Annotated in this window: 16 protein-coding genes; 8 read left to right on the plus strand and 8 right to left on the minus strand. The window is 58.5% G+C overall.

All coding sequences use genetic code 11. The features are described from left to right. Positions 1 to 246: 246 nt before the first annotated feature. From IB254_RS02825 to IB254_RS02845, 5 genes are all read right to left on the minus strand, one after another. Positions 247 to 1,152, minus strand: a complete 906-nt coding sequence (locus IB254_RS02825) for an AraC family transcriptional regulator (RefSeq protein ID WP_008026553.1) — start codon at positions 1,150 to 1,152, stop codon at positions 247 to 249. 95 nt (positions 1,153 to 1,247) lie between these two features. Beyond that, positions 1,248 to 2,123 carry a phospholipase gene (locus IB254_RS02830; protein ID WP_192416313.1) on the minus strand — a complete coding sequence of 292 codons (876 nt, stop codon included), beginning with the start codon at positions 2,121 to 2,123 and terminating at the stop codon, positions 1,248 to 1,250. Between the two features lie 119 nt (positions 2,124 to 2,242). Further along, the gene (locus IB254_RS02835) at positions 2,243 to 3,136 is read right to left on the minus strand and encodes a phospholipase (protein WP_192416314.1); all 894 of its coding nucleotides are present in this window, start codon (positions 3,134 to 3,136) and stop codon (positions 2,243 to 2,245) included. A gap of 50 nt (positions 3,137 to 3,186) precedes the next feature. After that, entirely contained in the window at positions 3,187 to 4,488 is a 1,302-nt protein-coding gene (locus IB254_RS02840; protein ID WP_192416315.1) for a glycosyltransferase, read from the minus strand. 91 nt (positions 4,489 to 4,579) lie between these two features. After that, positions 4,580 to 4,945, minus strand: coding sequence for a response regulator (locus IB254_RS02845; RefSeq protein WP_192416316.1), 366 nt, complete (start codon positions 4,943 to 4,945; stop codon positions 4,580 to 4,582). A gap of 262 nt (positions 4,946 to 5,207) precedes the next feature. Here IB254_RS02845 and IB254_RS02850 point away from each other — a divergent pair, with 262 nt between their 5' ends. The 5 genes from IB254_RS02850 (at position 5,208) to IB254_RS02870 (ending at position 11,752) form a co-directional block, all read left to right on the plus strand. Continuing rightward, positions 5,208 to 8,699 (plus strand): response regulator, encoded by a 3,492-nt coding sequence (locus IB254_RS02850; RefSeq protein ID WP_192416317.1) that lies wholly within the window; start codon positions 5,208 to 5,210, stop codon positions 8,697 to 8,699. Continuing rightward, on the plus strand, positions 8,699 to 9,532 hold the full coding sequence (locus IB254_RS02855) for a CheR family methyltransferase (RefSeq protein WP_192416318.1): 834 nt from the start codon (positions 8,699 to 8,701) through the stop codon (positions 9,530 to 9,532). Before IB254_RS02850 ends, IB254_RS02855 begins: the two co-directional genes overlap by 1 nt. Further along, entirely contained in the window at positions 9,529 to 10,122 is a 594-nt protein-coding gene (locus IB254_RS02860; RefSeq protein ID WP_192416319.1) for a chemotaxis protein CheB, read from the plus strand. Before IB254_RS02855 ends, IB254_RS02860 begins: the two co-directional genes overlap by 4 nt. Further along, positions 10,116 to 11,297 (plus strand): hybrid sensor histidine kinase/response regulator, encoded by a 1,182-nt coding sequence (locus IB254_RS02865; RefSeq protein ID WP_192416320.1) that lies wholly within the window; start codon positions 10,116 to 10,118, stop codon positions 11,295 to 11,297. The genes IB254_RS02860 and IB254_RS02865 overlap by 7 nt, the downstream gene beginning before the upstream one ends. 77 nt (positions 11,298 to 11,374) lie before the next feature. After that, positions 11,375 to 11,752, plus strand: coding sequence for a response regulator (locus IB254_RS02870; protein WP_008026542.1), 378 nt, complete (start codon positions 11,375 to 11,377; stop codon positions 11,750 to 11,752). Positions 11,753 to 11,863: 111 nt separating this feature from the next. Here IB254_RS02870 and IB254_RS02875 read toward each other — a convergent pair whose 3' ends face one another. The 3 genes from IB254_RS02875 to IB254_RS02885 all read right to left on the minus strand — a co-directional run bounded on the left by IB254_RS02875 (position 11,864) and on the right by IB254_RS02885 (position 16,341). Beyond that, the gene (locus IB254_RS02875) at positions 11,864 to 13,534 is read right to left on the minus strand and encodes a response regulator (protein ID WP_192416321.1); all 1,671 of its coding nucleotides are present in this window, start codon (positions 13,532 to 13,534) and stop codon (positions 11,864 to 11,866) included. Next, the gene (locus IB254_RS02880; protein WP_192416322.1) at positions 13,531 to 15,033 is read right to left on the minus strand and encodes an ATPase domain-containing protein; all 1,503 of its coding nucleotides are present in this window, start codon (positions 15,031 to 15,033) and stop codon (positions 13,531 to 13,533) included. Before IB254_RS02880 ends, IB254_RS02875 begins: the two co-directional genes overlap by 4 nt. A gap of 252 nt (positions 15,034 to 15,285) precedes the next feature. Then, the gene (locus IB254_RS02885; protein WP_192227135.1) at positions 15,286 to 16,341 is read right to left on the minus strand and encodes a tetratricopeptide repeat protein; all 1,056 of its coding nucleotides are present in this window, start codon (positions 16,339 to 16,341) and stop codon (positions 15,286 to 15,288) included. 179 nt (positions 16,342 to 16,520) lie between these two features. Here IB254_RS02885 and IB254_RS02890 point away from each other — a divergent pair, with 179 nt between their 5' ends. Genes IB254_RS02890 through IB254_RS02900 form a run of 3 tightly spaced genes read left to right on the plus strand, consistent with a single transcriptional unit; the run spans position 16,521 to position 19,828 of the window. Next, the gene (locus IB254_RS02890; protein WP_192416323.1) at positions 16,521 to 18,668 is read left to right on the plus strand and encodes an FUSC family protein; all 2,148 of its coding nucleotides are present in this window, start codon (positions 16,521 to 16,523) and stop codon (positions 18,666 to 18,668) included. Beyond that, complete coding sequence (locus IB254_RS02895; RefSeq protein WP_008026537.1) at positions 18,658 to 18,858, plus strand: DUF1656 domain-containing protein; 201 nt, start codon at positions 18,658 to 18,660, stop codon at positions 18,856 to 18,858. The genes IB254_RS02890 and IB254_RS02895 overlap by 11 nt, the downstream gene beginning before the upstream one ends. 4 nt (positions 18,859 to 18,862) lie before the next feature. After that, positions 18,863 to 19,828, plus strand: a complete 966-nt coding sequence (locus tag IB254_RS02900) for an HlyD family secretion protein (RefSeq protein WP_192416324.1) — start codon at positions 18,863 to 18,865, stop codon at positions 19,826 to 19,828. The last annotated feature ends 82 nt before the right edge of the window (positions 19,829 to 19,910 follow it).

Consider the following 19,910-nt stretch of genomic DNA (forward strand, 5'->3'; position numbering starts at 1 on the left):
GATGAGACAAATCATCCATCGCACTTGAATCGATACTATTTTGCACTGCTGTTGCGGATGGGCAATGCAGGGATAGGCGTTACAGGGGTGAGCGGACATCGGTTTTGTACAGGTTTCAATGGCCCCATCGCCAGCAAGCCGGCTCCTACGGATCGGGGGATGTTCGGGATGACGGGTTCACACCAAACCTGTAGGAGCCGGCTTGCTGGCGATTCGATCTGAAAATTGATGCATGAATTGGGGCAATCAACCCAGGTTCTGCTCAGTCAACCGCTGCACCGCCAACCGCCGATAGTGCGATGGCGTCATTCCCTTTAACTGCTGAAAACGCCGATTGAAGTTGGAGATATTGTTGAAGCCCGACTCGAAACACACATCGGTCACCGGTTTGTCGCCGTCGGCCAGCAGTTCACAGGATTTGCTGATGCGCAGCCGGTTGACGAACTCGATGAAGCAGCGCCCGGTGGCTTGCTTGAACACGCGACTGAAATAGGTCGGCTTCATGCCCAGGTGCTCGGCGACTTCCTCCAGCGGCAGTTCACGGGCGTAGTGGGCAAAGATGTAATCCACCGCGCGGTTGGTGCGATCGATATTGTGTTCATCCGCCAGTTGCGGCGTTGTGGCACCGGACAGCAGTTGGTAGTCGTCGGTGGCTGCGAGCAACTCCAGCAAAATGAAAAAGTGCCCGAGGCGGGTCATGCCTTTGGTGTCGGCGATCCGCTGCATCAAGGTCATCGCCTGGCGGATGGTGTGTTTGCAGCGAAACTCGATGCCGTACTGCGCGCGCTCCAGCAAGGGTGCCAGTGTCTTGAGTTCGGCAAACACCTGGTGCCCGCTCTCGAACAACTCGTCGGTGAAATTGACCAGCATGTCCCGCTTGGGCACCACTTCGTCCTCGGCGACCTGGCTGATCCAGTTGTGGGGCAGGTTGGGGCCGGTGAGGAAGAGTGTTTCCGGATAGAAGTTGCCGATGTAGTCGCCAATGAACACCTTGCCGGAGCTGGCGACGATCAGGTGCAGTTCGTATTCCTTGTGAAAATGCCAGCGCACCAAGGGGCAGGGGAAACCGTGCTGGCGATAGATGATCGACAACCCGTTATGGTCGTCCATCAGTTCGTAGGAAGGATCGGTGACTCTGGCAGTCCGGGTCATATCAGGGCGCTTTTATTGTTATTGCGCCCTGATCATGCCTCTTTACCGGCCGACATTGCCAGCCTGGGGCATGTCGACCGACGTCATGCGCCCGGTTACGGATGCAAGGCGTTGCCATAAACCGCCTTCATGCTCGACGCGCTCCAGCAGTAACGCACGATGTCTGACTCATCGAAAAAGTCGGTACTGACAATGCTGCATCGCGTCACCCAGTCCCGGGTCGGGTTGAACCAGGCGTTGATCTGGTTCTTGATGTCCTGAGGCCCGCCCAGAAAACCGTAGCTGGTGGCCGACAACGACCAGAGAAAGCTCTCGAACGGTGCGTCTTGCAGCTCGTTGGCTATGTGGCGTTCCAGTTCCGCCGTGTCGGTGAAGGTTTCGTCGCTCCATTTGTGCGGGATGCGCGGCCAGAAGTAATCATCATCCAGCCCCGCCACAACGTGCGCTGCCAGCACCAGCCTGCGGCGGGTGCTCATGCGTTTGAGTTGGCCCACCGTTTTCGACGCATCGTAGGGCGGTATGACTCGGTGCCCGAGTCGACTCACCAGCAGGTCATTGAGTTTTTTGTGGTCAAAACGCTTGGCACCGTCGCTCATTTGGTGGAAGTCGAAAACGATGAACTCGTCCGGGTTTTGATCAAGAAACGCGGTTGTCGCGTCGATCAGCTCATCAAGGACACGATGAGACTGAAAGCCATTGTGATGAAAGTAGAAGATCGATTGATCGTGCCCCTCGGTGTAACCAAGTCGGATATCAAATGCCCGTGCACCATTGGCCAGTTGCCACGTAAATGAATCGTTCTGGCACGTGGTCCAGTGACCAATGACAACATCATAGTTGGGTGCTTTTTTGTCCATGCCGCTGTTGTGAGCGCCTGGCCAGATCAAGTCGGTCAACTTCAGTTGGTCGATGTCGAGCACATTACTCATCCATTTCTTTTTGTCGAACGTACCTTGTAAAGATTGGGTCATTGTCATTCCTGATAGTGGCTTCAGCCCATCCGTGGGATGAAGTGGATATATGTAATTTCAAGCATAGAGCTGCGCTCCGACATTGCCAGTGACGGAAACATCTGCACAAATTAATAGTGTCAGGCGTTGGCTTTGATCAGATTGGCCATACGGCAATGGCTGACCAGATTCGACGTTTCAAAAAAGTCCGCATTGATAATGCTGCACTTCAGAATCCACTCGCTGACGGCCGGGTCAAACCATTGATCAAGCTGTTCGCCGATGTTCACCGGACCGCCCACGGCGTGGTAACTGGTGGCGGAGAGCGACCATGGCATATCGCTGGTTGGCGGGTATCGCATGACCTGCGTGATATGCGCGTTCAGCTCACTGATGCTGGTCGTCCCGATTCCGCTCCATTCGTGCGGGATGAAGCGACAAAACAAGGTTGCATCGAAGCTCGGGTGATATTCGGCGGCAACCAGCACACGCCGGGCATGACTGGCCCGTTTCAATTGACCGAGTGTCAGGCCCGCATTCCTGTACGGAATTATCCGGTCACCCAAATGAGTCAGCAGCAGGCGGTTGAATTCCTGATGGTCGAAGGCATGGTTGCCTGCATTCAACTGATGAAAATCCAGCACGATGAATTCATCAGGGTTTTCCTGCAGGAATCGGATCACGCTCGTGATCAGGTCTTCCAGCGAGCGGGAGGAGCGAAATCCGTTGTGCTGGCACCAGAATGTTCCAACGCCATTGCGGCCGATTTCATACTCCAGCCTGACATCGAGAACACGGGCGCCTTGGGTCAATTGATAGTAGAACGTATGGGTCTGGCAAGCGGCCCAGTGACTGATGCCCGGCACCGCATACGAAGCCTTTTTGTCCACGCCGGCATTATGCGCGCCAGGTAAAACAAGTTCCGCAAGCGAGAGTGAATCAATGGCGGGAAGTTGGGCCATCCAGTTGTTGGTTGTAAACCATTGGTTGTTGTAGAGGAAGTTAAGCTTAGTTGCTATTAGATCGTTGTTCATTGTGCGTCCTTGCACAGTAGGTTAATCGTTAGAGGAGACGATTCTAACGATCAGGCGTCATCTTTAGTTCGGTTTTTCGCTTCAATCCATTGCGCCATGTATTGAGTGCTTTTATGTTGATGGTGGCGCAACATGCTGCCGGTGAAGTTGTCCCGTCTTAGTGTCCGCAAGTGCTGTTGGCAATACTCTAGTTTTGCAATCAATGCCGGGCCGTGGGTGTGCAGCTGGTAACGTTCGGCCAGCAGTTCCAGGCCAACAGCCTGGGCGTTCGACCATTGGGCCTGGTCTTTATAGAGTTGCACCGCGCTATCGGCAAACTCGCGTGCCGTGCGGGTCACGGCACCCGGCCAGGGGCCTTGGCCATACATCGCTTCGGCACCGATCGGCGTGGAGACATTCGGTGTGCCGCAAATCATTGCATCGACGATTTTGCCCTTGATGCCCGCACCGAAACGCAACGGCGCCAGGCACACGCGAGCGGCGGACATCACTTGCAACGCGTCTTCTGCCCAGTTCATTACATGGAAACCTTGCGCCGCATTGTGCAGCGCGGTCGCCTTGGGTGGCGTGTAGGCTCCGTAGATGAGCAAACGAGCGGTGGGCAATTGCTCGCGGATCAGTGGCCAAATGGTGGTTTTCATCCAGAGCACCGCATCCCAGTTGGGCGCGTGACGGAAGTTGCCGATACTGAGGAAGTCCGTGCGCTCCTCAAAACCCGCCAGCGGCGCGCTCGGTGGATCGACCATCAACGGGCACCAGTGCAGCAGGCTGCGCGGCACCTTGAACTGCTCGACCAGCAACTCGATTTCCGTTTCGGAAATCATCAGGTTCAAGTCGCAGCGATACAACGCAGCGATTTCCCGTTTCGCCAGGTCGGTGTCGGCCATCAGTTCGAACTCTTCACGCAAGGCCGGTGCGAACAGCCCGCTGAAGTCATTGTCGTCGTCGCTGGCCTTCAACCGGTCCTTGAGCCGTTGATGCCGGGCATGGCGCAGGCTTTGCAAATCTTGCGTTCCGAGCACGCGCAAGGCATCGGGGCAGTGCTTCTCGACACGCCAGCCGAACTGTTCTTCCATCATGAATTGCTCGAACAACACGATATCCGGCGCCAGTTCGCGGACAAATACATCGAAACTGCTGTTGTTCAGTTCGATCGGCACTTCACGAATGCCCAGCGCCGTCAGGTCTTCCTGATGTTCACCAGCGCCGGCGGGGCTGCTGAAGGTCACGTCCCAGCCTTGTTGCAGAAACGTCCCGAGCAGTTGCATCACATACCCACCCGCCGCGGAGGAGCGTGGCTCGGGCCAGACGTAGCCGATAACCAGGACTTTGGTGGCGCGGGGCAGACTCATGCAGGGAGATTCCTTGAAGCGGGCAGGGGAATAAAAGCGGGGCGCAATTAAACCACAGCCGAGGACGATTCCTCAGCCCGCTCAACGAAGGCTAGGTAATAGCGAGAATACCTTTGACCTTGTCGCGCAATTGATCAATGGAAAACGGTTTGCCGATCACATGCATTCCGGCGGGCACCTCAATATTTTCTGCATAGCCGCTGGCAAACAGGATGGGCAGTTCCGGGCGAACCATGCGCGCCTGCGTGGCCAGTTCGCGGCCATCCATGACCGGCAAACCGACGTCGGTCATCATCAGATCGATGTATTGATCTTCATCATTGAGAAATTCCAGCGCCTGTTCGCACCCGTCAGCCTCCAGCACCTCGTATTCCAGCTCCTCGAGGACATCGACTATCAACGTGCGCACAATGTCGTCGTCTTCAACGACCAGGATGATGGATGTTTCAGCGGACATAATGGGGGTTCTCAACAGTTGAATTCGCAGTGACCGGCCGATCAAAAACGCCGGGCTCTAGCATGAGTAAGTAGCGGACCCCGACAAGTTCCCGACCCCTCTGGAAAAAGAATAGCCGTACCAGGGCGGACAAGGATAACCGCTCCTTTGCGCTGGGGCAGTTGAATGTAGGATTTCACGCACAATCACGTCAGAAAATTGGATCAATGCGGCAGATTTGAGGCAGACTCCTTGGATTCCAATAGTTCGACAAGGCCCTCCCATGACCACTGCGTCTTCGGTTGACGAGCAACGATTTCGTAAACTCCTGAGCCGCAACGTCAGCCTGCCGTTGGGTGTCGGTGTGCTCAGCGCGGTGTTCTTTGTCTCGCTGATCACCTATCTGCTGTCGGTGATCCAGTGGGTCGAGCACACCGACCGGGTGATCAATAACGCCAATGAAGCGGTCAAGCTGACCGTCGATCTGGAAACCGGCATGCGCGGTTTCCTGCTCAGTGGTGACGAGAGATTTCTTGAACCCTACGAAACCGCCAAGCCGAGAGTCGCGGTAGCGGTCAAGACCTTGCTCGAACTGACCGCGGACAACCCGGTGCAAACCGACCGCCTGCAACGGCTCCAGGCCCTGCAGGATGAATGGGCGACTTACGCGCAGAACATGATCGACTTGCAGCACGCGGGCGGTGACTACCGCAGCGTCGTCAAGGCCGGACGCGGCAAACGCCTGACTGATGAAATCCGCAAGCAATTCGAAGACGTGATCGACATGGAGCAGCAGTTACGCGCCACGCGTAACGAAGAAGTGCGCCGCACCACGATCTGGAGCATCAGCCTTTATCTGCTGTTCATTGTCGGCATCAGCGGGTTGCTCGCCTACATTGGCCGTCGGGATCTGCTCAACCTTTCGCAAAGCTACAGCGCCAACCTGGCCGCGCAACAGGCCAGTGCTCATCGACTGGAACAGCAAGCCTGGCTGCGCAACGGCCAGACCGAGCTGGCCGAGCAAGTGCTGGGGCAACTGTCGCTCAATCTGCTGGGGCGCAACATTCTGCAGTTTTGCGCGCAATACCTCGGCACGGCGGTGGCGGCTATTTATGTACGTGAAGAACATGGCGGCCTCAAGCGCATTGCCTCTTATGGTTTTTCCCGTGAGCAGGAAGCCCTTGAACAACAGATTTACAGCGACGAAGGGATTGTCGGGCAAGTGGCGCAACAGGCGAAGCTGATACGCCTCGACAATGTGCCAAGCAACTATTTCAAGGTCAGTTCCGGCCTTGGTGAAGGCTTGCCGCACAGCGTGCTGGTGGTGCCGACCAGTGATGACGATCGGGTCAACGGGGTCATCGAGCTCGGTTTCCTGCGCCCGTTGAACGACCGCGACATCGAACTGCTCGAACTGATTGCCGGCAACATCGGCACTTCCATCGAGGCCGCGCGCTATCGCCAACGCTTGCAAGAAGTGCTGGCCGAAACCCAGCAACTCAACGAAGAACTGCAAGTTCAGCAAGAAGAACTCAAGACCGCCAACGAAGAGCTTGAAGAGCAATCCAGGGTTCTCAAGGAGTCCCAGGCGCATCTGGAAACCCAGCAGGTCGAGCTGGAGCAGACCAACGAACAGCTCGCCGAACAGGCCCAGACTCTCGCCGAGCAACGCGATGCCATGGACCTGAAGAACACCGAACTCAATCAGGCCCAGGCCCAGCTCGAAGAGCGCGCCGAAGAGTTGCAGCGCTCTAGCAAGTACAAGTCCGAATTCCTCGCCAATATGTCCCACGAATTGCGCACGCCGCTGAACAGTTCGTTGATCCTGGCCAAGTTGCTGGCGGAAAACCCGCAGGAAAACCTCAGCGCCGAACAGGTCAAGTTCGCCGAGTCGATCTATTCGGCCGGTAATGATTTGCTGAACTTGATCAACGACATTCTCGATATTTCCAAGGTTGAGGCCGGCAAGCTGGATATGCGTCCGGAAAACACCAGCGTCGCCCGCCTGGTGGACGGTTTGCGCGGGATGTTCCAGCCATTGGCGACGGACAAGCAGCTGGATTTCCAGGTCGATGTGCAGCCCGGCGCACCGATGATGATTTTCACCGACCGCCAGCGTCTGGAGCAGGTGTTGAAGAATCTGCTGTCCAACGCGGTGAAGTTCACCGAGAAAGGCACGGTCAGCCTGACCGTCGCCAGCCAACCCGGCGACGGCATTGCCTTTATCATCCGCGATTCCGGGATCGGTATCGCACAGGAGCAACAGGAAAGCATTTTCGAAGCGTTCCGCCAGGCCGACGGCACCACCAATCGTCGTTACGGCGGCACCGGGCTGGGCCTGTCGATTTCCCGCGATCTGGCGGCACTGCTCGGCGGTTCCATCAGCGTCACCAGCGAACCGGGGCAGGGCAGTGTGTTCACCCTGGTCTTGCCGCAGCAATACGTTGAACCGGGCGAGACGCCGCTCGAGCCGATGCAGGCCTCACCGGTTGCGATGGCGCCGAGAGCACCGGTGCCTGCCCTGGTGCCGCTGATCGCCGAAGTCGATATCCCGCGTTTCGACGATGATCGAGGCAAGGCACCTTTCACCACACGCTGCATTCTGGTGGTGGAAGATGAGTCAAACTTCGCGCACATCCTCTACGATCTGGCCCACGAATTGGGTTATCAGTGCCTGGTGGCCCACGGCGCCGACGAAGGTTATGACCTGGCGAAGGAATACATTCCCGACGCCATCCTGCTGGACATGCGCCTGCCGGACCACTCCGGCCTCACCGTGTTGCAGCGCCTGAAGGAACACGCGGAAACCCGACACATCCCGGTGCACGTCATCTCGGTCGAAGACCGGGTCGAAGCCGCGATGCACATGGGCGCCATCGGTTACGCGGTCAAGCCGACCACCCGTGAAGAGCTCAAGGACGTGTTTGCCCGCCTCGAAGCCAAGCTGACCCAGAAGGTCAAACGCGTGCTGTTGGTGGAAGACGATGACTTGCAGCGTGACAGCATTGCCCGGTTGATCGGCGACGATGACATCGAGATCACTGCGGTCGGCCTCGCGCAGGATGCACTGAACCTGCTGCGCACCACAGTGTTCGACTGCATGATCATCGACCTGAAACTGCCGGACATGTTGGGCAATGATCTGCTCAAGCGCATGTCCACCGAGGACATCTGTTCGTTCCCGCCGGTGATCGTCTACACCGGGCGCAACCTCACTCGGGACGAAGAGGCCGAACTGCGCAAGTATTCGCGCTCGATCATCATCAAGGGTGCACGCTCGCCGGAGCGTCTGCTGGATGAGGTCACACTCTTTCTGCACAAAGTCGAATCGCGGTTGTCCCATGAACGGCAAACGATGCTCAAGACCGCGCGCAGCCGCGACAAAGTCTTCGAGGGTCGCAAAGTGCTGTTGGTGGACGACGATGTACGCAACATCTTCGCCCTCACCAGCGCGCTGGAGCAAAAGGGCGCAATCGTGGTCATCGGCCGGAACGGTCGTGAGGCGATTGAAAGACTGAATGAAGTGGAGGACGTCGATCTGGTGTTGATGGACGTGATGATGCCGGAGATGGACGGTTTCGAAGCCACCATCGAGATCCGCAAGGACCCGCGCTGGCGCAAGCTGCCGATCATTGCGGTGACGGCCAAGGCCATGAAGGACGATCAGGAGCGCTGTCTGCAGGCCGGCTCCAACGATTACCTGGCCAAACCCATCGACCTGGATCGCCTGTTCTCGCTGATTCGCGTGTGGTTACCGAAGATGGAACGCATTTAGTGGAACGCAATTATTCAGTGGAGCGAAGTAACGAAATCGAATTGCGGTTGTTGATCGAGGCGATCTACCTCAAATACAGCTACGACTTTCGTGATTATTCCGGCGCGTCGATCAAACGCCGCGTCCAGCATGCGTTGAGCCAGTTCGAGTGCGCGACCATCTCGGCGCTGCAGGAAAAGGTGCTGCACGATCCCACCGCGTTCATGCAGTTGCTGCAATTGCTGACGATCCCGGTCAGCGAGATGTTCCGCGACCCTTCGCACTTCCTCGCCATTCGCCAGGAAGTGGTGCCGCTGCTCAAGACCTACCCCTCGATCAAGATCTGGATCGCCGGTTGCAGCACCGGAGAAGAGGTGTACTCGATGGCGATTCTGCTGCGCGAGGAAGGTTTGCTCGATCGCACCATCATCTATGCCACTGACATCAATCCGCGCTCGCTGGACAAGGCCAAGCAGGGGATTTTCTCCATGGAGAATGTCCGCGCCTACACTTCTAACTATCAGCAGGCCGGTGGCCAGCGTTCATTCGCCGACTACTACACGGCGGCGTATGGCTACGCGATTTTTGACAAGAGTTTGTGCGAGAACGTGACCTTCGCCGACCACAGCCTGGCGACGGATAGTGTCTTTTCAGAAACTCAATTAATTTCGTGCCGTAATGTTTTGATTTACTTCAATAAAAAACTTCAGGACAGGGCGTTCGGGTTGTTCCACGAATCCCTTTGTCATCGCGGATTTCTGGTACTCGGCAGCAAGGAAACCCCGGATTTTTCGGCCTTCGGCACCCAGTTCGAGCCGTTGGTCAAACAAGAACGGATCTACCGTAAATCATGAACAGTGCAGCGAAATTGCCTTCTGTGGAGGCAATCGTGATCGGGGCTTCGGCCGGTGGCGTGGAGGCGTTGCTGAGCATCCTCAGCCCTCTGCGCGAAGGCTTCGTGCTGCCGATCATCGTGGTGCTGCACCTGCCGGACGAGCGTCGCAGCCATCTCGCCGACGTGTTTTCCCGAAAAGTCGCCATGCACGTTGTCGAGGCGCATGACAAGACGCTGATTGAAGCGGGCACGCTGTATTTCGCCACGCCGGGCTATCACTTGTCGGTGGAGCAGGACCGCAGCTTTTCCCTGAGCCTGGAGGACCGCGTGCATTATTCGCGGCCCGCCATCGACTTTCTGTTCTCGTCGGCGGCGGATGCCTACGGTCCCGCCCTGGCCGCCGTGCTGTTGACCGGCGCCAACCGCGATGGCGCCAGCGGCCTGGCCCAGGTCAAACAGCGTGGCGGTCTGACCATCGTCCAGGATCCGAAAGAAGCCCAAGTCGCGACCATGCCCCTGGCGGCGCTGGATGTCCACCAGCCAGACCATGTTCTCCCTATAAACGACATCGGCCGTCTGCTTGTCGAGCTGGAACGAATAGCATGCTAAGTAACATCCAAGCCAAACTGCTGATTGTCGACGATCTGCCGGAGAACCTGTTGGCGCTCGAAGCGCTGATCAAACGAGAAGACCGTATCGTCTACAAGGCCTTGTCCGCCGACGAAGCCTTGTCGCTGCTGCTGCAACACGAATTCGCCATGGCCATTCTCGACGTGCAGATGCCTGGCATGAACGGCTTCGAACTGGCCGAGTTGATGCGCGGCACGGAAAAAACCAAGAACATCCCGATTGTGTTTGTCAGCGCCGCCGGTCGTGAGCTGAACTATGCGTTCAAGGGCTACGAAAGCGGCGCCGTGGACTTCCTGCACAAGCCGCTGGATATCCACGCGGTCAAGAGCAAGGTCAATGTGTTCGTCGATCTGTTCCGCCAGAGCAAGGCCATGAAGCAGCAGGTCGAAGCGCTGGAGCAGAGCCGCCGCGAGCAGGAAGCGCTGCTTAAACAGTTGCAGAGCACCCAGCAGGAACTGGAACAGGCGGTGCGCATGCGCGATGACTTCATGTCCATCGTCGCCCACGAAGTGCGTACGCCGCTCAACGGCCTGATCCTGGAAACCCAGCTGCGCAAGATGCACCTGGCGCGCGACAACGCCGCAGCGTTCACCCTGGAAAAGATGCACGCGATGGTCGACCGCGACGAGCGGCAGATCAAAAGCCTGATTCGACTGATCGAAGACATGCTCGATGTGTCGCGCATTCGCACTGGCAAGTTGTCGATCCGACCGACACGTTTCGATCTGTCGGCGCTGGTACGCAACTTGCTGCAAAATTTTGCCCCGCAGATCGATGCCGCCGAATCCTCGGTCACCCTGTACGCCGAGCATCAAGTGGAGGGCAATTGGGACGAATTTCGCATAGAACAGGTGATTTCCAACCTGCTGACCAACGCCTTGCGATACGGCGCGAAGAGCCCGATCACCGTGAAGGTGTACAGTGAGAGCGGTCAGGCCCGGGTGGACGTACGCGATCAGGGGATCGGCATTGGTGAAGAAAACCAGAAGCGTATTTTCCAGCAGTTCGAACGGGTTTCGGCCAAACACGCCGTCGCGGGGCTGGGCCTGGGGTTGTTTATTTCAGAACAGATTGTGACCGCCCATGGCGGTACCATTACCGTCGAGAGCCGGATTGGCGAAGGCGCCTTGTTTCGCGTTTGTCTGCCGCTGTAGGAAAACAGCCATTTAAACGCAACCTCTGATCGACCTCACGGTCGTATCAGCAGCTATTGACCGAACAAAGGCTACCCATGAGTGAAGATGCACAAGATGTCGTACTGATCGTCGAAGATGACCCCTCCATCCTGATGGTGCTGTCGGCCTACCTGTCGGGTGAGGGTTACCGGGTATTGCAGGCCGAAAACGGCGAGCAGGCCTTTGAAATTCTGGCGAGCAAGCCGCATCTGGACATGATGATCACCGACTTCCGCCTGCCGGGCGGGATCTCCGGCGTGCAGATCGCCGAACCCGCCGTGAAACTGCGACCGGAGCTCAAGGTGATTTTTATCAGCGGCTACCCGCAGGAAATCCGCGAGACCGACAGTCCGATTACGCGCACGGCGCCGATTCTGGGTAAGCCGTTTGATCTGGATGTGTTGCAGGAAATAATGCAGGACATGCTGTCGTAAGCATTTGTCTGCGGACCTGTAGGAGCCGGCTTGCCGGCGAAGAGGCCCCTGAGGTTTGCATCGATCTTGCGGCCGCTATCGCCAGCAAGCTGGCTCCTACAGGGGCGATCTTCAGATTCGGATCATCTCCCGCACCTTCGCCGTCAACAGGTCGAAGGTAAACGGCTTGGTGATCATCTGCATGCCCGGATCCAGGAATCCGCCGCGCACCGCCGCGTGTTCCGCATAACCCGTAATGAACAACACCTTGAGATCGGGCCGGAACTGCCGGCCGATTTCTGCCAGTTGCCGGCCATTCATTCCCGGTAACCCGACATCGCTGATCATCAGGTCGATACGCTGCCCGGATTCAAGAATCGGCACCGCGCTGTCGGCATCGCTGGCCTCGACGAAGGCGTAACCCAGGTCACTCAGCACCGTACTCACCAGCACCCGCACTGCCGGATCATCTTCGACGATCAGCACTGTTTCGCCGTTCTGCGCGAACAGCGCATGCTGGATGTCTATCGGTTGCTCCTGGGGCAGATCACCGCCAAAGCGTGGCAGAAACAGACTCACTGTGGTGCCTTCACCCACTTCGCTTTGAATGGCGACGTGTCCGCGCGATTGTTTGCTGAAACCGTAGATCATCGATAATCCAAGGCCGGTGCCCTGGCCGATCGGCTTGGTGGTGAAGAACGGGTCGAAGGCGCGGTTGATCGTACTTTGCGGCATGCCGCAGCCGTTGTCAGTAACGCTCAGCACCACGTAATCACCGGGCTTGAGGTTGTTGTGGGCTTCGGTGAAATCGCTGTCCAGGTATTGATTGGCGGTTCTGACGACGAGTCTGCCGCCGCCAGGCATGGCGTCCCGCGCATTGATCACCAGATTGAGCAGGGCACTCTCCAGTTGATTGGGATCGGCCTCGGCCACCCACAACTGTTCGTTCAACTCCATCTCCAGTTGAATGCTTTCATTGATGCTGCGCTGCAACAGTTCACCCATGGACACCACCAGGGTGTTCATCTCCACGGGTTTGGAATCCAGCGACTGGCGCCGGGAGAACGCCAGCAAACGGTGGGTCAGGCCGGCCGCGCGGTTGGCCGACGTCACGCCCAGGTCGATCAGGCTGTCGAGGTCCTCAGTGCGTCCACGCGCCAGGCGCCGGCGCAGCAATTCCAGGCTGCCGATGATCCCGGTCAGCATGTTGTTGAAGTCGTGGGCAATACCGCCAGTGAGTTGGCCGACCGCTTCCATTTTCTGCGATTGGCGCAAGGCTTCTTCGTTGTGGCGCAACTGTGCGGTGCGTTCCTCGACCTGCTGTTCCAGGGTTTCCAGGGTGGTTTGCAGGCGCTGTTCGCTTTGACTCAGATCGATCAGCCGGTCCCTGGCTTCGTACTGTCGTCGTCGGCCGCGCAGCGCCGTGGTTACCAGACTGATCAAGGTCACCGGATGAAAAGGGCGCTCAAGGAACGTGACGTTGCCCAGTTGCGGGCCGAAGCGCGCGGCGGGGTTCTGTTCGGGGCCGCCATGGTAAGTCATCAGCACTATCGGCAGATCGGACCATGCCGGCTGCTGCTCTATCAGTCCGAACAACGGTTCGATGTCGCTGCCCAGCAAGGCCTCGGATGAGATCAGCAGCAACCCGGCGCCTTGCTGCAGCTCGGTGCACAGCCCCGACAGATCCCTTGTGATGACGCCGTCGTAACCGGCTTCGTTGAGCATCATCAGGGCAATCTGGCCGTCACGTCCCAGCGGCGCGAGAATGATCGCGCGCTCGGACGTAGCTTCCATGACCGTCACGGGTTTTTGTCCCCGAGCAATGGATTGCTCGCGCCCAGATAAGTCGGTACGCCGCGCAACACACCCTGGAATGCGTCCAGTGGTTCACCGATGGTCATGCCGTTTGCGCTGATGCGGTATTCGCGAATGGTCGATTCATGGCTGCCCGTACGTTTCTTGATGATCGAGACGGCCCGGCGAACCTTGCCCAGCGCTTCAAAGTAGCGAAGCAGGATAACCGTGTCGGCCAGGTAGGTGATATCGACCGGGGCCTGCATGTCACCGACCAGACCATGTTGGGCGACGGTCATGAAGGTCGCGGCGCCCTGGCGGTTGAGGTACAGCAGTAATTCATGCATGTGCAGCACCAGGGCATTTTCTTCCGGCATCGCCGCCTGGTAGCCGTTGATGCTGTCGATGACCACGGTCTTGATATTGCGCTCATCGACGCAGCGACGAACCCTGTGCGAAAACTCGCCGGGGGACAGCTCTGCTGCATCCACTTGCTCGATCAGCAGGTTGCCGGTGTCTTCAAGGGCCTTGAGGTCGATGCCCATGTTTTTCATGCGCTCGAACAGCAGGCCTAGCTCTTCATCGAAAATGAACAGCGCGGCTTTTTCTCCCCGAGCCACGGCAGCAGCGGCGAAAATCATCGAGATCAGCGATTTGCCCGTACCGGCGGGACCGAGGATCAGGGTGCTGGAACCGGTTTCTATACCGCCGCCAAGTAGGGAGTCCATTTCCTTGATGCCGCTGGTGAGTTGCGTGCGCACGTACTTGCCGCGATGTTCGGCGGCCACCAGGCGCGGAAAGACGTGGACGCCGTCGCCCATGATGGTGAAGTCATGGAAGCCGCCGCGGTATTTCTGGCCGCGATACTTCACCACGCGGATACGCCGGCGCTCGGCGCCATAGTTGGGGGTCAGTTCTTCAAGACGAATCACACCGTGGGCAACGCTGTGCACGGTTTTGTCGAGGGATTCGGTGGTCAGGTCGTCCAGCAGCAACACGGTGGCGTCATAGCGCACAAAGTAGTGTTTGATCGCGAGGATCTGGCGACGATAGCGCAGGGAGCTTTGGGCCAACAGGCGAATCTCGGAAAGGCTGTCGAGCACCACGCGGGTGGGTTTGACCCGTTCGACCACTTCGAAAATCTGCTTGGTGGCCTCGCCCAACTCAAGGTCCGAGGAGTACAGAAGGCTCTGCTGATGCTCGGCATTGAGCAGGCTTTCCGGCGGTGTCAGCTCGAAGATGTGGATGTTGTGATCCAGCTCCCAACCATGGGACCGCGCCCCTTGGCGCAGCTCGCGCTCGGTTTCGGACAGGGTGATGTACAACGAGCGCTCGCCGGCTCTGGCACCGGCCAACAGGAAATGCAAAGCGACGGTGGTTTTGCCGGTTCCGGGTTCACCCTCCAGCAAAAACACATGGCTGCGGGACAGTCCTCCGGCCAGGATGTCATCCAGACCTTCGATGCCGGTGGCGGCTTTTGCACTGAACAACTCGTTAGATGTAGACAAAAAATGCCCTCTCATGAACAGGGGAAGTGAGGCAGCAGGCCTGAAGTGCCTGAATGGACTGCCTGATCACTTGACCGTTGGCCGAGATGACGGTTCAACCTTTTGTTACACCTGACTTTGTAGGAGCCAGTTTGCTGGCGATGGCGTGGTGTCAGGCAACATCAATATTGACTGATACACCGCTATCGCCAGCAAGCCGGCTCCTACAGGAGTTGGCTTGCCAGTGATGGCAGCCAGAAGAGCAGCATTAGTTCAAAGCCCTTGCTGCAGAGCGGGATCGTCCGGATTGAGCTGTTCGAGTTGCGCCAACAGAATCTGCACGTTTTGCAGTTGCCCGCTTTCTTTCCAGTAGTTGATCAACAACACCCGAGCCTTGCGGTCGGCCGGATGACGCTGGACGATTTCCTGCAACTGTTTCTGCGCCGCTTCCAGCTCTTGTTCGCCGTGTAGCGTGGTGGCGAGGTCGTAGCGGTAATCCTTGTTGTCCGGTTCCAGCTCCACGGCTTTGGACAGGCCGAGCAGGGCGAACTCACTCTGCCCGTGATGCAGCAACCAGAGCCCCAGGGCATGTTGCAGGTAGGCAGAATCGGGTTGAGCCTTCAATTGTTTGGCCAATAGCAGCCGGGCGGCTTCGCCTTGGCCCTGTTTGTCCAGCACCTCGATCTGCATCACCAGTGCCGGCAGATTGTCAGGCGCCAGGCGCAAAGTGTTCTCGAGCGCCTGTTGCGCCGCCTTGAATTCGCCGTTGTGCAGATGCAGCCGGGCCAGCTGGTACTGGTTGTCCGCGCTGTCGGGCGCACTCGTGAGCACTTGCTCCCACGCGTCGATCGCCTGCTGCAACGGCCCAAAGTACAAACCAAGGTCGTCCGGCGACAGTCCCAGCAATGCGTTCACGGCGGCAAACCGCACGCTTTGTTCGCTGTCATCGAGCAACGGGCCCAACAGCAGGCTGCGCTGCCCGCTGGGGACTAAACCGCTGATGCTTTTGATCGCAGCGATGCGCACCTCGGCCGCCGGGTGTTGCAGGTCTGCGTCCGCCAGTTTCAGGGCGAGCGGGCTGGGATAATTGGGCAGTTCGGCATGCAGCCAGACGCGGCGTTTGGGCGAAATGTCAGGGCGACCCAATTGCTGGTACAAAACCCGCGCTGCGCCCGGTTGCCCGGCCCGCGCCTGGGCCAGCGCTTCGCTGAAGCCGCGCTTGATCGCCTCCGGCACCACGGGCGTTGTGCTGCGCAGCAACAGCCACGCAAGGCCGATGGCAAACAGGACACAGAGGCTGATGATCAGGTAACGGCGGGACTGGGGCATGCAGGAATCCGGTAGCAGGCAAGCTTTTGCAAGGTTGCCAGCTTCGGTCAGGCCGGGCTGTGAGTCAAACCCTGAGGCCATTGCGCGGCGAATAGTCAGTATTTTTCCTACAAGTGCTGTCGACACTGAAACCCTGTCGAGCCGCCGAAGCAGTGACTACGCTTGCTGGAGATGACTCGATGAGCGTTCCCATGCAGCCGCTGCTTCAATACTTCAAGGCAATACTCAACCCCGGGCCGGGGGTGGTGTTGTTCGCCTTGAGAACCATCGCAGCCGGGTTGTTGACGCTGTACCTGGCGTTCCTGTTCGACCTCGACCAACCCAAGTGGTCGATCATGGCGGTGGTCATCGTCAGTCAGCCATTGGGCGGAATGGCCCTGGCCCGCAGTTTCGGTCAGGTCATCGGCACCACACTCGGGGCCGTCGTCGCGGTGGTGATCATGGCGATTTTCCCCCAGGCGCCGTTGCCTTTCATCGTGACCCTGGCCTTGTGGCTGGCGTTGTGTACCGCCGGCGGCACCTTGTTGCGCTACACCAGTTCCCAGGCATTTGTCTTGAGCGGCTACACGGCGGTGGTGGTGGCACTGCTGGCAGTACCTGATCAGGACGGCACGTTCCTGTTGGCCGTGACCCGCGTCACCGAAACCTTGTTGGCGGTGGCCTGCGTGTGTGTGGTCAGCCTGCTCACCGCGCGCCCGGAAACCGTGGCCCGGGACTATTTCGCCAAAATCGATCAAGTCATCAAGCTGCTGGCAACCCATGCCGCGGCGGTCATTCGCACCGAAGAAAGCGAGGCTGACTTTTACCGTCGGCAGATGCAACTGCTGGGGGAAATCAGCGCGCTTGAAGGTGTGCGCAGGCATTTGTATTTCGACGCGCCACGGTTACGCAGCGCCAATGGTCTCGTGCAGTTACTGGGCAATCAGCTCGTGTTGCTGACCTCGCGGCTGACGGCGCTGCGTCACCAGCGAGAACTGTTGACCGAGCGTTGGCAAGGGGCGTTACCCGAGGAAATCCAGCGGTTGCGCACCGAAGAGCTGGCCTTCCTCGATCAGCTGGCCCTGCAAGGGCGCTCGCTGTCGAGCGAGGCGCGGCACCATTTCGCAGCGCTGCAACAGCGTTTCGATGATCAAGCCTACAAGGCTGAACAACTCACCGAGACGATGCCTGCCACGTTGCGCTCCCTGGCCTGGGCACTGCGTTGGGAGCAGGCCCGGATGTTGGAGCAACTGGGGCAGATGCTGGAACTGAGTGACGCAATCCAGGAAGAGCGGGCGGCCAGTTGCGTCTTTCGCGGCCAGGATAATCCGTTGCATCTGGACTATACGTTGGCGGCAATGAACGCAATCCGCGCCTTTACTGCATTGGTGGTGGCCGGGTTCATCTGGATCGAGACCGGTTGGGACGGGGCCCGGGGCGGGATGATTGTGGTGGGGATTCTCTGTTCGCTGATGGCAACTTTTCCCCGGCCATTACTGGCCAGCCAAAGCTTTGCCAGGGGGTTGGGTCTGTCGTTGGTGGTGTCGGCGCTCTACCTGTTCTTGCTGATTCCGATGATCAATGGCTTCGAGCTGCTGGCCTTGCTGCTCGCTCCGTTGCTGTATGCCGTCGCGGTGGGGCTTTCCAGCCCATCAACCACGGGCACCGGCATCGGCCTCGGATTGACGACGATGCTGTTGCTGGGCCCGCAAAACGTCGGCGTCGGGCAAAACACCGCGATTCAGTGGTTCGAATTTGCCGGCGCCTACATCAGTGCCACCGCACTCGCACTCAGTGTCTATGCCTTGATCTTCCCGTTCCGACCCGTCTTGCGGATGCGTCGGCTGTTCAATGAGAACTGCCAGCAGGTCTACGCTTTGCTGAAGACCCCGGCCACCGACGAGCAACAATTTGCGTTTGAAAGCCGCATGGTCGACCGTCTGACCATGATGTTGGGGTTGTTGCCGGCGATCAGTGACAAGCATTCCAGAGACCTGTTTGAAGTCAGCCTCGGGTGCATGGCACTGGGCGTGGCGTTGAATCAGCTCAGGCAACAGGCGCGAGACAACACGCTGCTCAGTACCGATCAATTGAACCGTTTGCTGGCGGCGGTCCGCGAAACAGGGCGATTGATTGCCGGGCGCGCCGGGATCGACCTTGAACGGTTACTGGAGAACCTGCATGTCCTGGGTGATGAAATGGACGACTTGCATCTGGACGTTCATGAACACCTGTGGTCGGTCTTCAGGATGCGCGTGGCGCTATTGATTGTGGTGTCGTTTCTGGAGCGATACCGCGCCTGGTTTCAACCCGCCGAACAGGAAGGAGACCCCATCCTTGCCCATTGACCTGGAAGTAGGCGGTGTCTACTTGCCGCCGATCGCGCAGGCGCTGTTGCTGGCCTTGCCGATTTTCCTGCTACTGGACTGGACCTTGCGCCGTCTCGGTGTCTTGCGGTTCGTCTGGCACGAAGCCTTGTTCGAAGGTGCGTTGTACGCCTGCGTTTGCGCGACGCTGATTCTGGTGATGGGAGCCTGATGCCTTGAAGAAGATCCTTGCCCGGCTCACAACGGTGGCGGTGGTGCTGCTGGCCTTTGTGCTCGGCTGGTTCGCCTGGGAGCATTACACCCGCGCGCCCTGGACTCGCGATGCACGGGTGCGGGCTGATGTGGTGACCTTGTCCGCCGATGTCTCGGGGCGCATTGTCACGCTGAGGGTTCAGGACAATCAGCATGTCGACAAAGACCAGTTACTGCTGGAGATCGACCCGGCTCGATACGTCCTCGCAGTGGAGCATGCCAAGCGCTCGGTGGAGGTTTCGAAGGCCACTCTCGGCCAATCCGAAGCAACGATTGTCGCCAGCGAAGCGCTGCTGCGCCAGCGTCAGAGTGAAGAGCGCCGGCGGCGCACACTCAAGCAACGCTTCGCGATTTCGGGCGAAGAATGGGAAAAGTCCAGCACAGAGGTGGCGGTAGCACAGGCCGAGTTGCTGCGTAATCAGGCCAACCTGGGGCTGGCACAGGCCAACGTGCAATTGGCCGTCGCGGCCTTGACCCAGGCGGAACTGGATTTGCAGCGTACCCGGGTCGAAGCGCCCGTCAGCGGTTACGTCACTAACCTGCTGACCAGACAGGGCGACTATGCCGCGGCCGGGGGCGCATTGTTGGCGTTGGTGGACAGCGACTCGTTTTATGTCAGCGGCTATTTCGAAGAAACCAAGCTGCCGAGAATCGGGGAGGGTGATCGGGTCAGGATCGAATTGATGAGCGGCGAAACCTTCGGCGGCACGGTGCAAAGCATTGCCTTCGCCATCGCCGATCGCGAGAACCTGCCCGGCGGCCGCCTGCTGGCCAACATCAACCCCAGTTACACCTGGGTCAAACTGGCGCAACGGGTGCCGGTGCGGATAAAAATCGACGCCGACTATGCCGGCAAGGACAAACTGAGGGCGGGGACAACGGCCACCGTGACCGTGCAGGAAACCCGCACCTCCCAAAATCACCCCTGATCCCCCGTAGGAGCCGGCTTGCTGGCGATGGTCGTTAACGATAAAGCGTACGGATTGTTTCACTGCGGCGCACTTGAGACCA

The organism is Pseudomonas sp. PDM03 (assembly GCF_014852385.1).
Classification (GTDB): Bacteria; Pseudomonadota; Gammaproteobacteria; order Pseudomonadales; family Pseudomonadaceae; genus Aquipseudomonas; species Aquipseudomonas migulae.